Annotated in this window: 17 protein-coding genes; all 17 read right to left on the reverse strand. The window is 64.7% G+C overall.

Annotated elements, in window-relative coordinates; all coding sequences use genetic code 11:
* Positions 1-9: 9 nt before the first annotated feature.
* Positions 10-489, reverse strand: coding sequence for a MaoC family dehydratase (locus tag AC1DKV_RS17510; RefSeq protein WP_441612305.1), 480 nt, complete (start codon positions 487-489; stop codon positions 10-12).
* A gap of 95 nt (positions 490-584) precedes the next feature.
* On the reverse strand, positions 585-1034 hold the full coding sequence (locus AC1DKV_RS17515) for a MaoC family dehydratase (RefSeq protein WP_441649928.1): 450 nt from the start codon (positions 1032-1034) through the stop codon (positions 585-587).
* A 78-nt stretch (positions 1035-1112) separates the two neighbouring features.
* Positions 1113-2231 carry an acyl-CoA dehydrogenase family protein gene (locus AC1DKV_RS17520; protein ID WP_441612307.1) on the reverse strand — a complete coding sequence of 373 codons (1119 nt, stop codon included), beginning with the start codon at positions 2229-2231 and terminating at the stop codon, positions 1113-1115.
* Positions 2232-2244: 13 nt separating this feature from the next.
* Positions 2245-3447, reverse strand: a complete 1203-nt coding sequence (locus tag AC1DKV_RS17525) for an acyl-CoA dehydrogenase family protein (RefSeq protein ID WP_441612308.1) — start codon at positions 3445-3447, stop codon at positions 2245-2247.
* Positions 3448-3541: 94 nt separating this feature from the next.
* Positions 3542-3994, reverse strand: coding sequence for a DUF1178 family protein (locus AC1DKV_RS17530; protein ID WP_441612309.1), 453 nt, complete (start codon positions 3992-3994; stop codon positions 3542-3544).
* Positions 3995-4212: 218 nt separating this feature from the next.
* Entirely contained in the window at positions 4213-4860 is a 648-nt protein-coding gene (locus AC1DKV_RS17535; protein WP_441612310.1) for an NUDIX domain-containing protein, read from the reverse strand.
* A gap of 51 nt (positions 4861-4911) precedes the next feature.
* The gene (locus AC1DKV_RS17540) at positions 4912-5220 is read right to left on the reverse strand and encodes a DUF2818 family protein (RefSeq protein ID WP_441612312.1); all 309 of its coding nucleotides are present in this window, start codon (positions 5218-5220) and stop codon (positions 4912-4914) included.
* A 20-nt stretch (positions 5221-5240) separates the two neighbouring features.
* On the reverse strand, positions 5241-6716 hold the full coding sequence (gene nuoN / locus AC1DKV_RS17545; protein ID WP_441612313.1) for an NADH-quinone oxidoreductase subunit NuoN: 1476 nt from the start codon (positions 6714-6716) through the stop codon (positions 5241-5243).
* 18 nt (positions 6717-6734) lie between these two features.
* A complete protein-coding gene (locus AC1DKV_RS17550) occupies positions 6735-8201 on the reverse strand; it encodes an NADH-quinone oxidoreductase subunit M (RefSeq protein WP_441612314.1) in 1467 nt (488 codons plus the stop codon).
* Positions 8202-8214: 13 nt separating this feature from the next.
* On the reverse strand, positions 8215-10317 hold the full coding sequence (gene nuoL, locus AC1DKV_RS17555) for an NADH-quinone oxidoreductase subunit L (protein WP_441643162.1): 2103 nt from the start codon (positions 10315-10317) through the stop codon (positions 8215-8217).
* 59 nt (positions 10318-10376) lie between these two features.
* A complete protein-coding gene (nuoK, locus tag AC1DKV_RS17560; RefSeq protein WP_006156828.1) occupies positions 10377-10682 on the reverse strand; it encodes an NADH-quinone oxidoreductase subunit NuoK in 306 nt (101 codons plus the stop codon).
* A gap of 16 nt (positions 10683-10698) precedes the next feature.
* Positions 10699-11334, reverse strand: coding sequence for an NADH-quinone oxidoreductase subunit J (locus tag AC1DKV_RS17565; RefSeq protein ID WP_441612317.1), 636 nt, complete (start codon positions 11332-11334; stop codon positions 10699-10701).
* Positions 11335-11489: 155 nt separating this feature from the next.
* A complete protein-coding gene (nuoI, locus tag AC1DKV_RS17570) occupies positions 11490-11981 on the reverse strand; it encodes an NADH-quinone oxidoreductase subunit NuoI (RefSeq protein WP_441612318.1) in 492 nt (163 codons plus the stop codon).
* Between the two features lie 65 nt (positions 11982-12046).
* A complete protein-coding gene (gene nuoH, locus AC1DKV_RS17575) occupies positions 12047-13111 on the reverse strand; it encodes an NADH-quinone oxidoreductase subunit NuoH (protein ID WP_441612319.1) in 1065 nt (354 codons plus the stop codon).
* A gap of 18 nt (positions 13112-13129) precedes the next feature.
* The gene (gene nuoG, locus AC1DKV_RS17580) at positions 13130-15505 is read right to left on the reverse strand and encodes an NADH-quinone oxidoreductase subunit NuoG (RefSeq protein ID WP_441612320.1); all 2376 of its coding nucleotides are present in this window, start codon (positions 15503-15505) and stop codon (positions 13130-13132) included.
* Positions 15506-15517: 12 nt separating this feature from the next.
* Positions 15518-16813 carry an NADH-quinone oxidoreductase subunit NuoF gene (gene nuoF, locus AC1DKV_RS17585; protein ID WP_441643163.1) on the reverse strand — a complete coding sequence of 432 codons (1296 nt, stop codon included), beginning with the start codon at positions 16811-16813 and terminating at the stop codon, positions 15518-15520.
* Position 16814: 1 nt separating this feature from the next.
* Positions 16815-17315: an NADH-quinone oxidoreductase subunit NuoE gene (nuoE, locus tag AC1DKV_RS17590; protein WP_441612322.1), complete on the reverse strand. Its 501-nt coding sequence runs from the start codon at positions 17313-17315 to the stop codon at positions 16815-16817.
* Positions 17316-17334: the final 19 nt, after the last annotated feature.

Here is a 17334-nt window from a genome sequence, read left to right on the forward strand (position 1 = left end):
TCGCGAGGACTACGAATAGCGGCGGCTGATCGATTCCGCCACGCACACGGGCCGGTCGCTGCCTTCGCGCTCGACCGTGACCTCCCAGTTCGACTGTGCGCCGACCAGGCCGGGCGCGTTGGGCAGCGGCTCCAGGCGCTCCACCGACAGCAGTTTCACGCGCGCGCGCAGGCGGCTGCCGACCGGCACCGGCGCGGTGAAGCGCACGCGGTTCAGCCCGTAGTTCACGCCCATCTTTACGCCGGGCATGTCCAGCGCGTTATGCATGAAGGCCGGCAGCAGCGACAGCGTCAGGAAGCCGTGCGCCACCGGTCCGCCGAACGGCGATTCGCGGCGGGCGCGCTCCACGTCGATATGGATCCATTGATGATCGCCGGTGGCTTCGGCGAACTGGTTGACCTGTTGCTGGGTGATCTCGATCCAGTCGCTGGTGGCCACTTCCTGGCCCTGCAGGCTTTCCAGTTCTTCGAGCGAAGCGATGGTACGCATGATGTCTCCTCGTTGTTGTGGTGGTGAGCGGCGGCCGCGATCGGCGTCGGTGCGGCCAGATGATGCCTTGATGTCCGCGGGCTGGCAACGGCCTCTCAGACCGGGCGGCGGCCGTACATGCCCATGCCCTTGACCGTGCAGACCAGCTCGCCGCGCTGGTTGGTGGCTTCCCATTGCGTGTGCACCACGCCGCGGTCCGGCCTGGAGGCCGATGCGCGCGCGTCGAGCACCACCAGCGACACGCTCAGCGTATCGCCGGCATAGACCGGCTTGAGCCAGCGGATCTCGTCCACGCCGGGCGAGCCCATGCTGGCCGCACCGGTGGTCATGCTGTCCACCAGCAGCCGCATCATGATCGAGCAGGTCATCCAGCCGCTCGAGATCAGGCCCTTGTAGATGCTGTCCTGCGCCGCTTCCTTGTCGATATGGAAGGGCTGGGGATCATACTGGCGCGCGAAGGCGAGGATCTCCTCCTCGGTCACCAGGTGGGAGCCGAGGTCGCACTTGCTGCCGACGGCGAAGTCTTCGAAATACAGGGTGGGCATGGATCGTTCCGTCTACGGCCACTGCAGAATGAAAAAACCGCGCCTGGACTACGGCGCGGTTCTTGTCTTCGACCTGGATCAGGCAGTTTCCAGGAAGCCGGGCTGGGTCGCGAAGCGGCCCAGATGGTGATCGACATCGCCGAAGGTGGTGTTGATCAGCGTCAGGCGCTTGAACATGTGCGCGGCCGGCAATTCGTCGGTCACGCCCATGCCACCGTGGATCTGCACCGCTTCCTGGCCGACCGAGCGTGCGGCCTGGCCGACGCGCGCCTTGGCCGCGGAAGCCAGGCGACGGCGCTCTTCGGGGCTGGCCTCGTCGAACTTGGCGGCGGCCAGCAGCGTGATCGAGCGCGACTGCTCGGCATGGATGAACATCTCCACCATGCGATGCTGCAGCGCCTGGAAGCGCGCGATGGGCTGGCCGAATTGCTGGCGGGTCTTGGCGTATTCCAGCGTGGCGGCGTTGAGCGTGTCGATCACGCCGACGGCTTCCGCGCACAGCAGCACGGCGGCGTAGTCGGCCACCTGCTCGATCACGTCCCAGGCGGCACCGGCAGTGCCCAGCAGCTCGCCCTGCGCATCCTTGAAGGTGATATCGGCTGCGCGCAGGTTGTCGATGGTGCGGTAGTCGGTGATGCTGACGCCGGCGGCCTTGGGATCGACCAGGAACAGCGAGATGCCGCCGGTGTCGGCATCGGCACCGGAGGTGCGGGCCGAGACGATCAGGCGGCCGGCCTGCGCGCCGTGGATGACCACGGACTTGCGGCCGTTGAGCTTGCCGTCCTTCGCGGTGACGCGCACGTCGTTGAGCGCGTAGCGGGCGTGCGGCTCGTTGAATGCCACGGCCAGCTTCAGCTCGCCACCGGCGACCTGCTCCAGCAGCGCATCCTGGCCGCCGGCCAGCTTGAGCGCGTAGGCGCCGACCACGGTGGCGAAGTACGGCTCCACCACCAGGCCGCGGCCCAGTTCCTGCTGCACCACCATCATGTCGACCGCCGTACCCGAGAAGCCGCCCTGCGCTTCGGGCACCGGCAGCGCGGTCAGGCCGAGCTCGACCAGCGCGCCCCAGGCTGCATCGCCATGGCCGCTGGCGGTCTTGATGCCCTTCTTGCGGGTCTCGAAGTCGTAGCTCTTGTCGATGAAGCGGTGGATGGCATCGGCCAGTTGCTTCTGTTCGTCGCTGAGATTGAAGTTCATATCGCGTGTCTCCTCACAGCCCCAGGATCATCTGGCTGATGATGTTCTTCTGAATTTCGTTGGACCCGCCGTAGATGGAGGTCTTGCGATAGTTGAAGTAGTAGGCGGCCAGCGGCGCGGCATCGTCGTAGCCGGTGACGGCATGTTCGTGCTCGCACTCCAGGTAGGCCGTGTCGAACGGCTGCGCGTAGGGGCCGACGGCCTCCACCATCAGCTCGGTCAGCATCTGCTGGATCTCGGTGCCCTTGATCTTGAGCATCGAGGCCTCGGGGCCGGGGCCCTTGCCGGCGCTCTCGCTCGATACCACGCGCAGCACGGTCAGTTCCAGCGCCATCAGTTCGATTTCCAGCGCGGCGACCTTGGCGCCGAACAGCGGGTCTTCGAGCAGCGGGCGGCCGTTCTTCTGCTGCTGCTTGGCGACGCGCTTGAGGAAGCCCAGCTCGCGCTTGGAGTTGCCCACGCGGGCGATGCCGGTGCGCTCGTGGCCGAGCAGGTACTTGGCATAGGTCCAGCCGCGGTTCTCTTCGCCCACGCGGTTCTCCACCGGCACCTGGACGTTGTCGAAGAACACTTCGTTCACTTCATGCTCTTCGTCGAGCATGATGATCGGGCGCACGGTGATGCCCGGGGTCTTCATGTCGATCAGCAGGAAGGAGATGCCTTCCTGCTTCTTGGCTTCGGGATCGGTGCGGACCAGGCAGAAGATCATGTCGGCGTGCTGGCCGAGCGTGGTCCAGGTCTTCTGGCCGTTGACGATGTAGTGCTTGCCGTCCGAGGTCAGCTCGGCGCGGGTCTTCACCGACGCCAGGTCGGAGCCCGAACCCGGCTCGGAGTAGCCCTGGCACCACCAGTCGGTGCAGTCCAGGATGCGCGGGAGGAAGTACTGCTTCTGCTCCTCGCTGCCGTACTTCATGATCACCGGCGCGACCATGGCCACGCCGAAGGGCAGCACGCCGGGCGCGCCGACGCGGGCATTTTCCTCGTCCCAGATATGGCGCTGGGTGGCGTTCCAGCCGGTGCCTCCGTACTGCACGGGCCAGTGCGGCGCGGACCAGCCGCGGCCTGCCAGCAGCTTGTGCCAGCGCACCAGGTCGTCGCGGTTCGGGCGACGATGGTTGAGAATCTTGCTGCTGATGTCGGCCGGCAGAGTGGCCTCCAGCCAGCCGCGCACTTCCGCGCGGAAGGCATCGTCGGCCGCCGAGTAGTTGAGATCCATGCCCGTCTCCAGTGATGCCGGTGTGAGACCGGCATATTGTTCTAGCTAGCGCGTCATGCGCCGGCAAGACACTGCCGCGGGCACAGGACGCTATTCAGTGAGCCGTCTGCTTGAGCGCATCCGGCACCACGAGCTGGAAGGTATCGATGCCCTCTTCGGCAAGCGCCTGCACTTCGTCCGGGGACGCCGTGCCGCGGATGCCGCGTTCCGGTGTCTCGTCGTAATGCATGCGCCTGGCCTCTTCGGCAAAGCGTTCGCCCACATCCTCCGTCTGCGCCAGTACCTGCCTGACCGCCTTCATGTAAAGCGACTGCAGGGTCACGGCAGCCGCGGCCGGGGCTTTCGCCTCGGCCGGCCTGCCCGCCGGTGCCGCGGTCGCGCCTGACAGGTTCAGGCGCGGCGCGCTGGGCAACCGGGTGATGGCATGGTCCGCGCAGATGGGGCATTGGACGAGTTTCTGCAGAATCTGCGCTTGCGCATCGTCCTCCGAAGCAAACCAGCCCTCGAAACGATGGTCTTGCGCACAACGCAGGTCGAGCACCTTCATGATGTTTCCAGCCCGTCGAAAGCTATAGTATCCGCGAAACGGAATTTTGTGAACGGTCGTGCTAATTTTTTTGCGACCTTGCGCCGCCGGCTTGGCACAACCGCTTGGTACGGCGCCAGAACCGGGGGCATGGTCGCAATGGCACGGCTAAGGAATGGGATTCTACGCGCATGCCCGGCAGCTTGCCGGGCATGGCCTGGAGGGATCGCCGCCGGGGCTCAGCGCAAGCCGGGCAGCGCTTGCTCGCCGGGCTGCCAGGCCCCGGAGATCACTTTCTCCAGCCAGAAGGCGCCGATGATGGTTTTGACGTCGGTGATGCGTCCGCGGCGCACCCAGTCGATCACCTGCCCGGCCGGCGCGATGAAGGTCTCGAGGAATTCGCCCTCGTCGAGCTCGGCGGCGCCCGCGCTCAGGTCGCGCGCGAGGAAGATGTCGATGAACTCGGTGGAATACGAGATGACGGGGTGGATGCGCGTGAGGTAGTCCCAGCGCCGGGCGCTGTAGCCGGTTTCCTCCCGCAGCTCGCGCTCGCCGCAGCGCTGCGCGCCTTCCTGGGCATCGAGCTTGCCGGCGGGAAACTCAAGCATCACCTCGCCGACCGGATAGCGGAACTGCCGCTCCAGCAGCACGCTGCCGTCGTCGAACAGCGGGATCATCATCACCGCGCCCGGATGCAGCACGTACTCGCGCCCGGCATGCTTGCCGTCGGGCAGCCTGACGATGTCCTGCTTGAGCGTGAGGAATTTGCCCTGGTGCAGCGTGGCGGACGCCACGCAGGTTTCCTTCAGGGCCAGATCGCCGCCGGCGGCGAGATCGTCGTTGTCGGTGTCCGCGAGGGCCGCGGCCGTGTCCATCTTGTGGCTCATGAAAGCTCCGGGTCCGGATGCGGCCGGCCGGGCGTCTTCACTGCCCGGGCCTCAGGCCGCGCGATGTTTGACGAGGTATTGCCAGGTGAAGCCGGGGAAGGCGAACACCAGCATCATGCAGGCAGTGATGGCGTAGAACTGCCAGCCCTGCGGGAATGCGTTGCCGAGCCCCGCCTCCACCGCAAAGCCGGCCAGGCCGGCGCCCACGTACCAGGTGATCAACTCGGCCAGCCTGATCCACAGCGGCTTCCGGGCGAAGCGCAGCGGCACCAGGACGAACAGGCGCTGGTTGACGAACGGCAGGTTGGCACAGACGAGTGCCAGCAAGATGACAAACCAGCCTGCCGCGGACGAACTCATATGCCTGTGCCGCCTTTGCTTCAGGACGCCAGCGAGGCGCGGATAGCCTGGTAGCACAGGTTCATCAGCGCCGACGGGAACACGCCCAGGGCGATGATGACCGCGCCGTTCAGGCTCAGCATCGAGCGCAGGCCGAAGGTCGATTCGAGCTTGCGATCGTCTGCCGGCGCATCGAAGTACATCAGCTTGACCACGCGCAGGTAGTAGAACGCGCCGATCAGCGAGAACAGCACCGCCACCACGGCCAGCCAGGTCATGCCGCTCTTGACGACCGCTTCCAGCACGGCCAGCTTGGCGTAGAAGCCCATGGTCGGCGGGATGCCGGCCAGCGAGAACATCATCACCAGCATCAGCAGCGCGTACCAGGGGTTCTTGCGCGACAGGCCCTTGAGGTCGTCCAGGGTCTCGGCTTCGAAGTCCTTGCCGGCGCGCAGCAGCACGATGCCGAAGGTGCCCAGCGTGGTCAGCACGTAGGTCACGGCGTAGAACATCGACGCGCCATAGGCGCCGGCGGCACCGTCGGCACGCCCGTCAGCCACGCCGGACAGCATGCCCAGCAGCAGGAAACCCATGTGCGAGATGGTGGAGTACGCCAGCATCCGCTTCAGGTTGGTCTGCACGATGGCGGTCAGGTTGCCGATGGCCAGCGAGGCCACGGCCAGCACGGCCAGCATCAGCTGCCAGTCCACCGCCAGCGGCAGCAGGCCTTCGACCAGCAGGCGCAGCGCCATGGCGAACGCGGCCAGCTTCGGCGCACCCGCGATCAGCAGCGTCACCGCGGTCGGCGAGCCCTGGTAGATGTCCGGGATCCACATGTGGAACGGCGCGGCGCCCATCTTGAACGCAATGCCGGCCACCAGGAAGACCACGCCGAACGCCAGCATGGTGGTATTCACGCGGCCCGACTCCACCACGCGGAACACTTCGCCCAGGTTCAGCGAACCGGTGGCGCCATACAGCATGGACATGCCATACAGCAGGAAGCCCGAAGCCAGCGCGCCCAGCACGAAATACTTGATGGCGGATTCCGATGTCACGCGGTTGTCGCGGCGCAGGGCCACCAGCGCATACGACGCCAGCGACAGCAGTTCCAGGCCCAGGTACAGGGTCAGGAAGTTGTTGCCGGTGATCATGACGATCTGGCCGCCGAGCGTGAACAGCGCGAGCATGTAGAACTCGCCGCTGAACATCTCGCGGTCGGCCAGGTAGCTGCGGGTATAGACCAGCGTGATGAACAGCGCGGCCGAGCAAAAGGCCGACAGCACGTTGGCCATCGGGTCCACCACCACCAGGTTGGCGAAGGCGTAGTTGGTTTCGCCGGCGGCTGCGTTGAGGCCGAACCATACGGTCAGCACGAGCGTGATCAGCAGCGACAGCGGATAGGCCAGGCTCGTGCGCTTGCTGCCGCGGGCCAGGTCGATCCAGTTGACCGCGGCGATCGCGATCGCCAGGAAGATGATTGGCGCCACAGGTGCCATTGTCGAGGACGGTTGCATGTTTGTTTCTCTCCCCGATTACAGCTTCGACTGCGCCACGTGCGACAGCAGGTTCACCACGGAAGCGTGCATCACATCGGTGAAGGGTTTCGGATACAGGCCCATGTACAGGGTCATGATCGCCAGCAGGCCGAGCATGAAGAACTCGCGCTTGTTCAGGTCGATCAACTCGGCCACGTGCTTGTGCACCACGTCGCCGAAGATCACGCGCTTGACCATCCACAGCGAATAGGCGGCGCCCAGGATCAGCGCGGTGGCAGCCAGCAGGCCGATCCAGAAGTTGAACTTGACCGCACCCAGGATCACCATGAACTCGCCGACGAAACCCGAGGTGGCCGGCAGGCCGCAGTTGGCCATGGCGAAGAACACCGACAGCGCGGCGAACTTCGGCATGGTGTTCACCACGCCGCCGTAGTCGGCGATCTGGCGCGAATGCACGCGGTCATACAGCACGCCGATGCAAAGGAACATGGCGCCCGAGATAAAGCCGTGCGAGATCATCTGGATAATGCCGCCCTCGATGCCGATCTCGTTGAAGATGAAGAAACCGAGCGTGACGAAACCCATGTGGGCGATCGACGAATACGCCACCAGCTTCTTCATGTCCGCCTGCACCAGCGCGACCAGGCCGATGTAGATCACCGCGATCAGCGAAATGGTGATGATGAAGGCTGCCATGCTATGGCTGGCGTCGGGTGCGATCGGCAGCGAGAACCGCAGGAAGCCGTAGGCACCCAGCTTCAGCATGATGGCCGCCAGCACCACCGAGCCGCCGGTCGGCGCTTCCACGTGAGCGTCGGGCAGCCAGGTGTGGACCGGCCACATCGGCACCTTGACCGCGAAAGCCAGGAAGAAGGCGATGAACAGGCCGATCTGCTCGTTCATGGACAGCTTGGCCTGGTGCCATTCGAGGATATCGAAGGTACCGGTCTTGCTGTACAGGTACAGCAGCGCAACCAGCGTCAGCAGCGAGCCGAGCAGCGTGTAGAGGAAGAACTTGAAGGCCGCGTACACGCGGTTCGGGCCGCCCCACACGCCGATGATGATGTACATCGGGATCAGGGTGGCTTCGAAGAACACGTAGAACAGCATGCCGTTGAGCGCGCTGAACACACCGATCATCAGGCCCGACAGGATCAGGAACGAGGCCATGTACTCGGCCACGCGCTCGGTGATCACTTCCCAGGCGGAGATCACCACGATCACCGTGATGAAGGCGGTCAGCACCACGAACCACATCGAGATGCCGTCGACACCCAGGTGGTAGTTGATGTTGAAGCGCTCGATCCATTCCGCCTTCTCGACGAACTGCATGGCAGCCGTGGAACGGTCGAAGTGCAAGACCAGGGGCAGCGTGACGATGAAGCTGGCGACCGAGCCGAACAGCGCCGCCCAGCGCACGTAGCAGCGACTGCGATCGGACCCGGAGGCAAGGACTAGCAAGCCAAAGAAGATCGGCAGCCAGATAGCGAAAGACAGAACCATTTTCTTGTTTTCCTTACTTGGCGCCCACCGTGGCGAACGAGGTGCCGAACACCGTCAGCGACAGCAACACCAGCATGCCCAGGATCATGGCGAATGCGTAGTGGTAGATGTAACCGGACTGCAGGTAGCGGCTCACCGAAGCAAACCAGCCCACCACGCGCGCCGCGCCGTTGACCACCAGGCCGTCGATCAGGCCCTGGTCGCCGCCCTTCCAGAGGCCGGTGCCCAGCAGGCGGGCACCGCGTGCGAACACGGCTTCGTTGATGGCGTCCATGTAGTACTTGTTGTCGAGCAGCGTGTACAGGCCCGAGCAACGTTGCTTGATGGCAGCCGGGATATCCGGGCGCTTCATGTAGAAGAACCACGACAGCACCACGCCCGCGATGGCCAGCCACAGCACCGGCGTGGTCAGCGAATGCACGCCCATCGCCACCCAGCCGTGGAAGGCTTCGGCCAGCTCTTCCATCGCATGATGGTTCTCGCCGACGTAGATCACGTTCTTGAAGGCCACGCCGTTCTTGAAGAAGTCGCCGAACAGCATCGGGCCGATGGCGATCGCACCGATCACCACCGAGGGGATGGCCAGCATCACCAGCGGCAGGGTCACCACCCACGGCGACTCGTGCGGCTTTTCGCCGGGCGCCAGGCCATGGTGATGGTCGGCCGAGACTTCCTCGTCTTCGTGGTCGCCATGGTGGTTGTGCTGATCGTGGTTCTCCTTGCCGAAGCGCTCTTCGCCGTGGAACACCAGGAAGTACATGCGGAAGGAATAGAACGCCGTGACGAACACACCGGCCAGCACCGCGAAGTAGGCAAAGCCCGAGCCCGCGATATGGGATTCGGCCACGGCCTCGATGATCGAGTCCTTGGAGTAGAAGCCCGCGAAGAACGGCGTGCCGATCAGCGCCAGCGAACCGACCAGCGAGGTGATCCAGGTGATCGGCATGTACTTGCGCAGGCCGCCCATGTTGCGGATGTCCTGGTCATGGTGCATGCCGATGATGACCGAGCCGGCCGCGAGGAACAGCAGCGCCTTGAAGAAGGCGTGCGTCATCAGGTGGAACACCGCCACCGAGTAGGCCGACGCGCCCAGCGCGACGGTCATGTAGCCAAGCTGCGACAGCGTGGAGTAAGCCACCACGCGCTTGATGTCGTTCTGGATGATGCCCAGGAAGCCCATGAACAGCGCCGTGATCGCACCGATCACCAGCACGAAGGACAGCGCGGTGTCGGACAGCTCGAACAGCGGCGACATGCGCGCGACCATGAAGATGCCGGCCGTCACCATGGTGGCGGCGTGGATCAGCGCGGAGATCGGGGTCGGGCCTTCCATCGAGTCGGGCAGCCACACGTGCAGCGGGAACTGGGCCGACTTGCCCATGGCACCGATGAACAGGCAGATGCAGGCGACCGTGATCATCAGCCAGTCGGTACCCGGGAAGATCACCGTGGCGAGCTGCTCGCGCGCGCCGAACACGTCCGTGTAGTTCATGCTGCCGCTGTAGGCCAGCAGCAGACCGATGCCGAGGATGAAGCCGAAGTCGCCGACGCGGTTGACCAGGAACGCCTTCAGGTTGGCGAAGATCGCGGTCGGGCGGGTGTACCAGAAGCCGATCAGCAGGTAGGACACCAGGCCCACCGCTTCCCAGCCGAAGAACAGCTGCAGGAAGTTGTTGCTCATGACCAGCATGAGCATCGAGAAGGTGAACAGCGAGATGTAGGCGAAGAAGCGGTTGTAGCCGGGGTCTTCCGCCATGTAGCCGACGGTGTAGATGTGCACCATCAGCGAGACGAAGGTCACCACCACCATCATCATCGCGGTGAGCGAGTCGACCAGGAAGCCCACTTCCATCTTGAGGCTGCCGATCGTCATCCACTCGTACACGGTGGCGTTGAAGCTCGCGCCGTTCAGCACGTCCATCAGCACGATGATCGACAGCAGGCAGGAGATCGCCACGCCGAGGATCGTCACGGTGTGGGCCAGCGAGCGGCCGGCGCGCGTCTCCGAGGAGAACGTGCTGAAGAACTTGGTGCCGAACAGGCCGGCGATGGCTGCACCGGCTAGCGGTGCGAGCGGGATCGCCAGTAGCAGGTTGGGGTCGAGCGTGGTTGCCATAGGACGCTTAGTGGTGTGCGGTCGGAGAACGGTCTTGGTTCATAACGTAGCGATGCGGATCAGCCCTTGAGGGTGTCCATGTCGTCCACGTTGATCGTGTCCAGGTTGCGGAACAGCACGACCAGGATTGCCAGACCGATTGCCGACTCGGCCGCGGCCACCGTGAGGATGAAGAAAACGAAAACCTGACCAGCCAGGTCGCCCAGGTAGTGCGAGAAGGCGACGAAGTTCATATTGACCGCAAGCAGCATCAGCTCGATCGCCATCAGCAGCACGATCACGTTCTTGCGGTTCAGGAAAATACCAACGATGCTGATGGCGAAAAGGATCGCACCGAGCACGAGGAAATGGGCGAGAGATAGCACAGCGTTTCTCCGGGCTTCAGTTCTTGTTCGCGGCAGCGGCGGCGTCTTGCGCCTTGGCTTCCGTCGGCATCGAGACCAGGCGCACGCGGTCCTGGCGGCGGGTGCGCAGCTGCTCGCCCACGTCTTGTGCCTTGTTGTCCTTGCGGCGGCGCAGCGTCAGCGCGACGGCGGCGATGATCGCCACCAGCAGGATGATGCCGGCCACTTCGAAGGCGTAGATATAGTCCGTGTAGATCAGCTTGCCGAGCGCCGCGGTATTCGAGTAGTCCGGGCCTTGCGCGACGTTGTTCAGCGGCGTGGTGGTGCCGATGAAGTTGCGCACCAGCACGGTGGCCATCTCGGCGATGATCAGCGCGCCGACCACCGAAGCCAGCGGCACATAGGTCCAGAAGTCCCGTCGCAGGTGCTCGATGTCGATATCGATCATCATCACCACGAACAGGAACAGCACCATCACGGCGCCCACGTACACCAGCACCAGCAGGATGGCCAGGAATTCGGCCTTCAGCAGCATCCAGATCGCGGCGGCCGTAAAGAACGACAGCACGAGGAACAGTGCGGAGTGCACGGGGTTCTTCGCGGTGATGACTTTCAGTGCGGAGAGCACCAGCACCAGCGCAAAGACGTAGAAGATGGTGGTCGTGAGTTCCATGGTCCCTGTCGGATCCTCTTTGAGCCTTCCGGCACAAGCCACCTCTGGTGGCCTGGCCTTGCGGCATCCTTTTCGTTGGCCCCGCAAGGGGCCCGATTCACATTGCATTGGCAGCGCCGGCCAGACTCGGCCGGCGCGCCCGGTCTTGCGCCGCCTTAGCGGTACTTGGCGTCCGCAGCCTTGGCCGCGGCGATCTGCGGTTCGTAGCGGTCGCCCACGGCCAGCAGCATGTCCTTGGTGAAATACAGGTCGCCGCGCTTCTCGCCGTGGTATTCGAGGATATGCGTCTCGACGATGGCGTCGACCGGGCAGGCCTCTTCGCAGAAGCCGCAGAAAATGCACTTGGTCAGGTCGATGTCGTAGCGCGTGGTGCGGCGGGTGCCGTCGGCGCGCGCGTCCGACTCGATGGTGATGGCCATCGCCGGGCAGACCGCCTCGCACAGTTTGCAGGCGATGCAGCGCTCTTCGCCGTTGGGGTAACGGCGCAGCGCGTGCAGGCCACGGAAACGCGGCGAGATCGGCGTCTTCTCTTCGGGGAACTGGACCGTGATCTTGCGGGCGAAGAGATAACGCCCGGTCAGAGCCATGCCCTTGAAGAGTTCCTTCAGGAGCAGGCTGTTGAAGAAGTCCTTGATGGCGAGCAGCATGACGATTGCTTCCTAATAATTCCACAGGGCGCCGCCTGGCATGGAGGCGCCCCTGCTTTGGCCGTTCAGTGCCAGATATTCCACGGCGACCGGATCCAGATCGCGACGATGATCAGCCAGCCGACCGTGAGCGGAATGAAGATCTTCCAGCCCAGGCGCATGATCTGGTCGTAGCGGTAGCGCGGGAACGAGGCGCGCAGCCAGATAAAGACCGACAGGAGCAAAAATACCTTGATCAGCAGCCAGAAGAAGCCCGGGATCGCATTGGTGATGAAGCTCGAGAACGGCGGTGCCCAGCCTCCCAGGAACATCAGCGCGGTCATCGTGGAGATGACGATCATGTTGATGTACTCGGCCAGGAAGAACAGCGCGAACGCCATGCCCGAATATTCGATCATGTGGCCGGCCACGATTTCCGACTCGCCTTCCACCACGTCGAACGGGTGGCGGTTGGTTTCGGCCACGCCGGAGATGAAGTACACCCCGAACATCGGCAGCAGCGGCAGCCAGTTCCACGAGAGGATGTTGATCCCGAGGCCGGCGAAGTAGCCCGTGTTCTGCGTGTTGACGATAGCCGACAGGTTCAGGCTGCCCGACACCATCAGCACCGTCACCAGGGCGAAGCCCATGGCGATTTCGTACGACACCATCTGCGCCGCGGCGCGCATGGCGCCGATGAACGCATACTTGGAGTTAGAGGCCCAGCCGGCCAGGATCACGCCGTACACGCCGACCGAGCTGATCGCCATCACGTACAGCAGGCCGGCATTGACGTTCGCCATCACCACGTCGGCCTGGAACGGCACCACCGCCCAGATCGCGATCGCGGGCATCAGCACCATCAGCGGGGCAACCAGGTACATGCCCCGGCTGACCTGCGTGGGCATCATCACTTCCTTGAGCAGCAGCTTGAGCACGTCGGCGATCGGCTGCAGCAGGCCCAGCGGGCCGACCCGGTTCGGGCCGATACGCACGTGCATCCAGCCGATCAGCTTGCGCTCCCACAGGATCAGGTAGGCCACGCACAGCAGCAGCGGCACCACGATGAGCACGGCGCGAATCAGGATCCACAGCGGCGTCCAGACGCCGCCGAACAGACTCTGACCTTGCGAGGTAATCCAGTCGATCATGTTTCTTTCTCGCTCTTCTTATGCCGTGGCCGCCGGCTCGGCCGCGCCCTTCGCGGCGGTGGCCAGGTCGATGGCTTTCTCAACGGTGACGGTGCCGAACATCGCGCCCAGGCTGGTCGCGGCGACGGTGCCTGCCGACACGCGCACGGTGTTCGCGGGCAGCGCGGCTTCCAGGGCTGCCGGCAGCACCACGCTGCCCTGCCCCTGCGTCACACGCACCGGATCGCCAGCCTGCACGCCCAGCGAGGCGAATAGGTCGGCCGACAGGCCGGCTTGCATGGCGCGGCGCGCGGCCGCGGTCAGCTGCAGCGAATCGGCACGGCGCACGATCGGGTCGGCGTGGTAGATCGGCACGTCGGCGACACGCTCGATGCCGCCGGCGGCCGCGCTCACGCGGATGGCCGCGTCGGTGGCGTTGCCCAGCTGCGGCGCGACCGGCTTGGCCAGCACTTCGTCACGCACGTTCTCGGCGGTCTCGTAGGCGAAGCCCGGCACGTCGAGCAGGTTGCCCAGCACGCGCAGGACCTTCCACGCCGGGCGCGAATCGCCCAGCGCACGGACCACGCCGTTGAAGCTTTGCGCCAGGCCTTCGCAATTGACGAAGGTGCCCGCGGTCTCGGTGTACGGCGTCACCGGCAGGATCACGTCGGCGTACTGCAGCGCGGCTTCCGAGCGGAACGGCGACAGCACCACCACGGTGCCGGCCTGGCCCAGCGCGGCCAGGGCCTGGCGCGGGTTGGCCGCGTCGAACTCGGGTTCCGTGTTGAGCAGCACGTACGCGCGGCGCGGCGTGTCGAACATGGCCTGCGCATTGGCGCCGCCGTTCTGCGGCAGCGCGCCGGCGATATGACCACCCACGGTGTTGGCGGCTTCGGTCAGGAAGCCTAGCGTGGCGCCGGTCTCGGTGGCGATCCACTGCGCCAGCGCATGCAGCGTGGCGAATTGCGGATGGCGCACCGCCTCGTTGCCGAGGAACACGGCGCGGCGCTCGCCCGACAGCAGCGCGTCGGCAACCAGCCTGGCCTTGTCGTCACCGTCGAAGCCGTCGGTGCCGGCCGGAGCGGCCACGCCCTTGGCAGCGGCCACGGCGCGCGCCACGCCGGCCAGGGCGGCTGCCCAGCCCGACGGTGCCACGTCGATACGGGCGGCCAGCGGCATCAGCAGGTCGTCGGCGTTGGCGCCGAGCACCGCGACGCGGGCGCCCTTCTTGCCGGCCTGGCGCAGACGCGCAGCCAGCAACGGGTGATCCTTGCGCAGGGCCGAACCAATCACCAGCACGCGTTGCAGCGCGGATACGTCGGCGATCGGTAGGCCCAGCCACGGCGCGCCCTTCAGGGCGGCCGAGAAATCGGTCTGGCGCTGGCGGAAGTCGACGTTGTCGCTGCCCAGGCCCCGTACCAGCTTGGCCAGCAGGTGGAGTTCTTCCAGCGTGCTGTGCGGGCTGGCCAGGGCGGCGATCTGGTCGGCGCCATGGTCGCGCTTGATGCTGGCCAGGCCGTTGGCCACGTATTCCAGCGCGGTCTGCCAGTCGGTTTCCATCCACTCGCCGCCCTGCTTGAGCAGCGGCTTGGTCAGACGGTCGGCGCTGTTCAGGCCTTCGTACGAGAAGCGGTCCTTGTCGGACAGCCAGCACTCGTTGACGTCTTCGTTTTCCAGCGGCAGCACGCGCATCACGCGCTGGTTCTTGGTCTGCACCACCAGGTTCGCACCCAGGCCGTCATGTGGCGACACCGACTTGCGGCGGGCCAGTTCCCAGGTACGGGCCGAGTAGCGGAACGGCTTGCTGGTCAGCGCGCCGACCGGGCACAGGTCGATCATGTTGCCCGACAGTTCGGAATCGACCGTCTGGCCGACGAACGTCGTGATTTCCGAGTGCTCGCCACGGCCCAGCATGCCCAGCTCCATCACGCCGGCCACTTCCTGGCCGAAGCGCACGCAGCGGGTGCAGTGGATGCAACGGGTCATCTCTTCCATGGAGATGAGCGGGCCCACGTTCTTGTGGAACACCACGCGCTTTTCTTCCTTGTAGCGCGACTCCGATGCGCCGTAGCCAACGGCCAGATCCTGCAGCTGGCACTCGCCGCCCTGATCGCAGATCGGGCAATCCAGCGGGTGGTTGATCAGCAGGAATTCCATCACCGACTTCTGGGCCTTGACTGCCTTCTCCGAATTGGTGAAGACCTTCATGCCCGCGGCGACGGGGGTGGCGCAGGCCGGCAGCGCCTTGGGCGCTTTTTCAACCTCGACCAGGCACATGCGGCAGTTAGCCGCGATGGACAATTTGCGGTGGTAGCAGAAGTGCGGGATGTAGGTGCCCAGCTTGCGGGCGGCTTCCATCACCAGGCTGCCTTCAGCAACCTCAACCTTCTTGCCGTCGATCTCGAGTTCAACCATGTTCTGCCACGCTTAAGAGTAGGCCGGAACCATGCACTGCTTGTGTTCGACGTGATGTTCGAACTCTTTCCAGTAGTGCTTGAGCATGCCGCGGACCGGCATCGCTGCCGCATCGCCGAGCGCGCAGATGGTGCGGCCCATGATGTTTTCAGCGACGTTATTGAGGAGGTCCAGGTCTTCCTGGCGCCCTTCTCCGTGTTCGATACGATTCACCATGCGATAGAGCCAGCCGGTGCCTTCGCGGCACGGCGTGCACTGACCGCACGATTCTTCGAAGTAAAAGTACGACAGGCGCAGCAGCGAGCGGACCATGCAGCGCGTCTCGTCCATCACGATCACCGCGCCCGAGCCCAGCATCGAGCCGGCCTTGGCGATCGAGTCGTAATCCATGTCGGACGCCATCATCATGTCGCCCGGCACCACCGGCGCGGACGAGCCGCCCGGGATCACCGCCTTGATGCGCTTGCCGCCACGCATGCCGCCGGCGAGCTCCAGCAGGGCCGCGAACGGCGTGCCCAGCGGGATCTCGTAGTTGCCGGGGCGCTCGATGTCGCCGGAGATCGAGAAGATCTTGGTGCCGCCGTTGTTCGGCTTGCCCATCTTCAGGTAATTGTCCGGACCGACGGTCAGCAGGAACGGCACCGCGGCGAACGTCTCGGTGTTGTTGATGGTGGTCGGCTTGCCGTACAGGCCGAAGCTGGCCGGGAAAGGCGGCTTGAAGCGCGGCTGGCCCTTCTTGCCTTCCAGCGATTCGAGCAGCGCCGTTTCTTCGCCGCAGATGTAGGCGCCGTAGCCGTGGTGGGCGTGCAACTGGAAGTCGAAGCCCGAACCCAGGATGTTGTCGCCCAGGAAACCGGCCGCGCGCGCCTCTTCGAGTGCTTCCTCGAAGATCTTGTATTCGTTCCAGATCTCGCCGTGGATGTAGTTGTAGCCCACGGAGATGCCCATCGCGTACGCGCCGATGGCCATGCCTTCGATCAGCGCATGCGGGTTGTAGCGGATGATGTCGCGGTCCTTGAAGGTACCGGGCTCGCCCTCGTCAGTGTTGCAGACCAGGTATTTCTGGCCAGGGAACTGGCGCGGCATGAAGCTCCACTTCAGGCCGGTGGGGAAGCCCGCGCCGCCACGGCCGCGCAGGCCGGAGGCCTTGACGTCCGCGATCACCTGTTCGGGCGTGATCTTCTCGGTCAGGATGCGCTTGAGCTGCTGGTAGCCGCCGCGCTTGACGTAGTCTTCGAGGTGCCAGTTGCTGCCATCGAGGCCGGCCAGGATCAGCGGCTTGATGTGGCGGTCGTGCAGAGAGGTCATGTTACTTGTCCCCCTTGGCGGTGTCGGTGGCCTTGAGCTCGTCAACCAACTGGTCCAGCTTGGCATCGCTCATGAAGCTGCACATGCGGGTGTTGTTGACGATCATCACCGGCGCGTCGCCGCAGGCGCCCATGCATTCGCCTTCCTTGAGGGTGAAGGTGCCGCACGGGCTGGTTTCGTTGTAATCGATGCCAAGCTTGCGCTTGAGGTACTCGCCGGCCCGCTCGCCGCCCGACAGGGCGCAAGGCAGGTTGGTGCAGACCGTCAGCTTGTACTTGCCGACCGGCTTGGTGTCGTACATGTTGTAGAAGGTCGCGACTTCCTCGACCCATACCGGCGGCATGTCGAGGTAGCTGGCGACGAACTGCATGACTTCCGGAGAGACCCAGCCCACTTCGCCCTGTGCCACGGCCAGCGCCGCCATCACGGCCGACTGCTTCTGGTCAGCCGGATACTTGGCGATCGCGCGATCGATTTCCTTGAGAGCTTCTGCTGATAGCATGGTCGTTGCTGTAATACGC

It is taken from the genome of Cupriavidus sp. 05T41, from assembly GCF_056396525.1.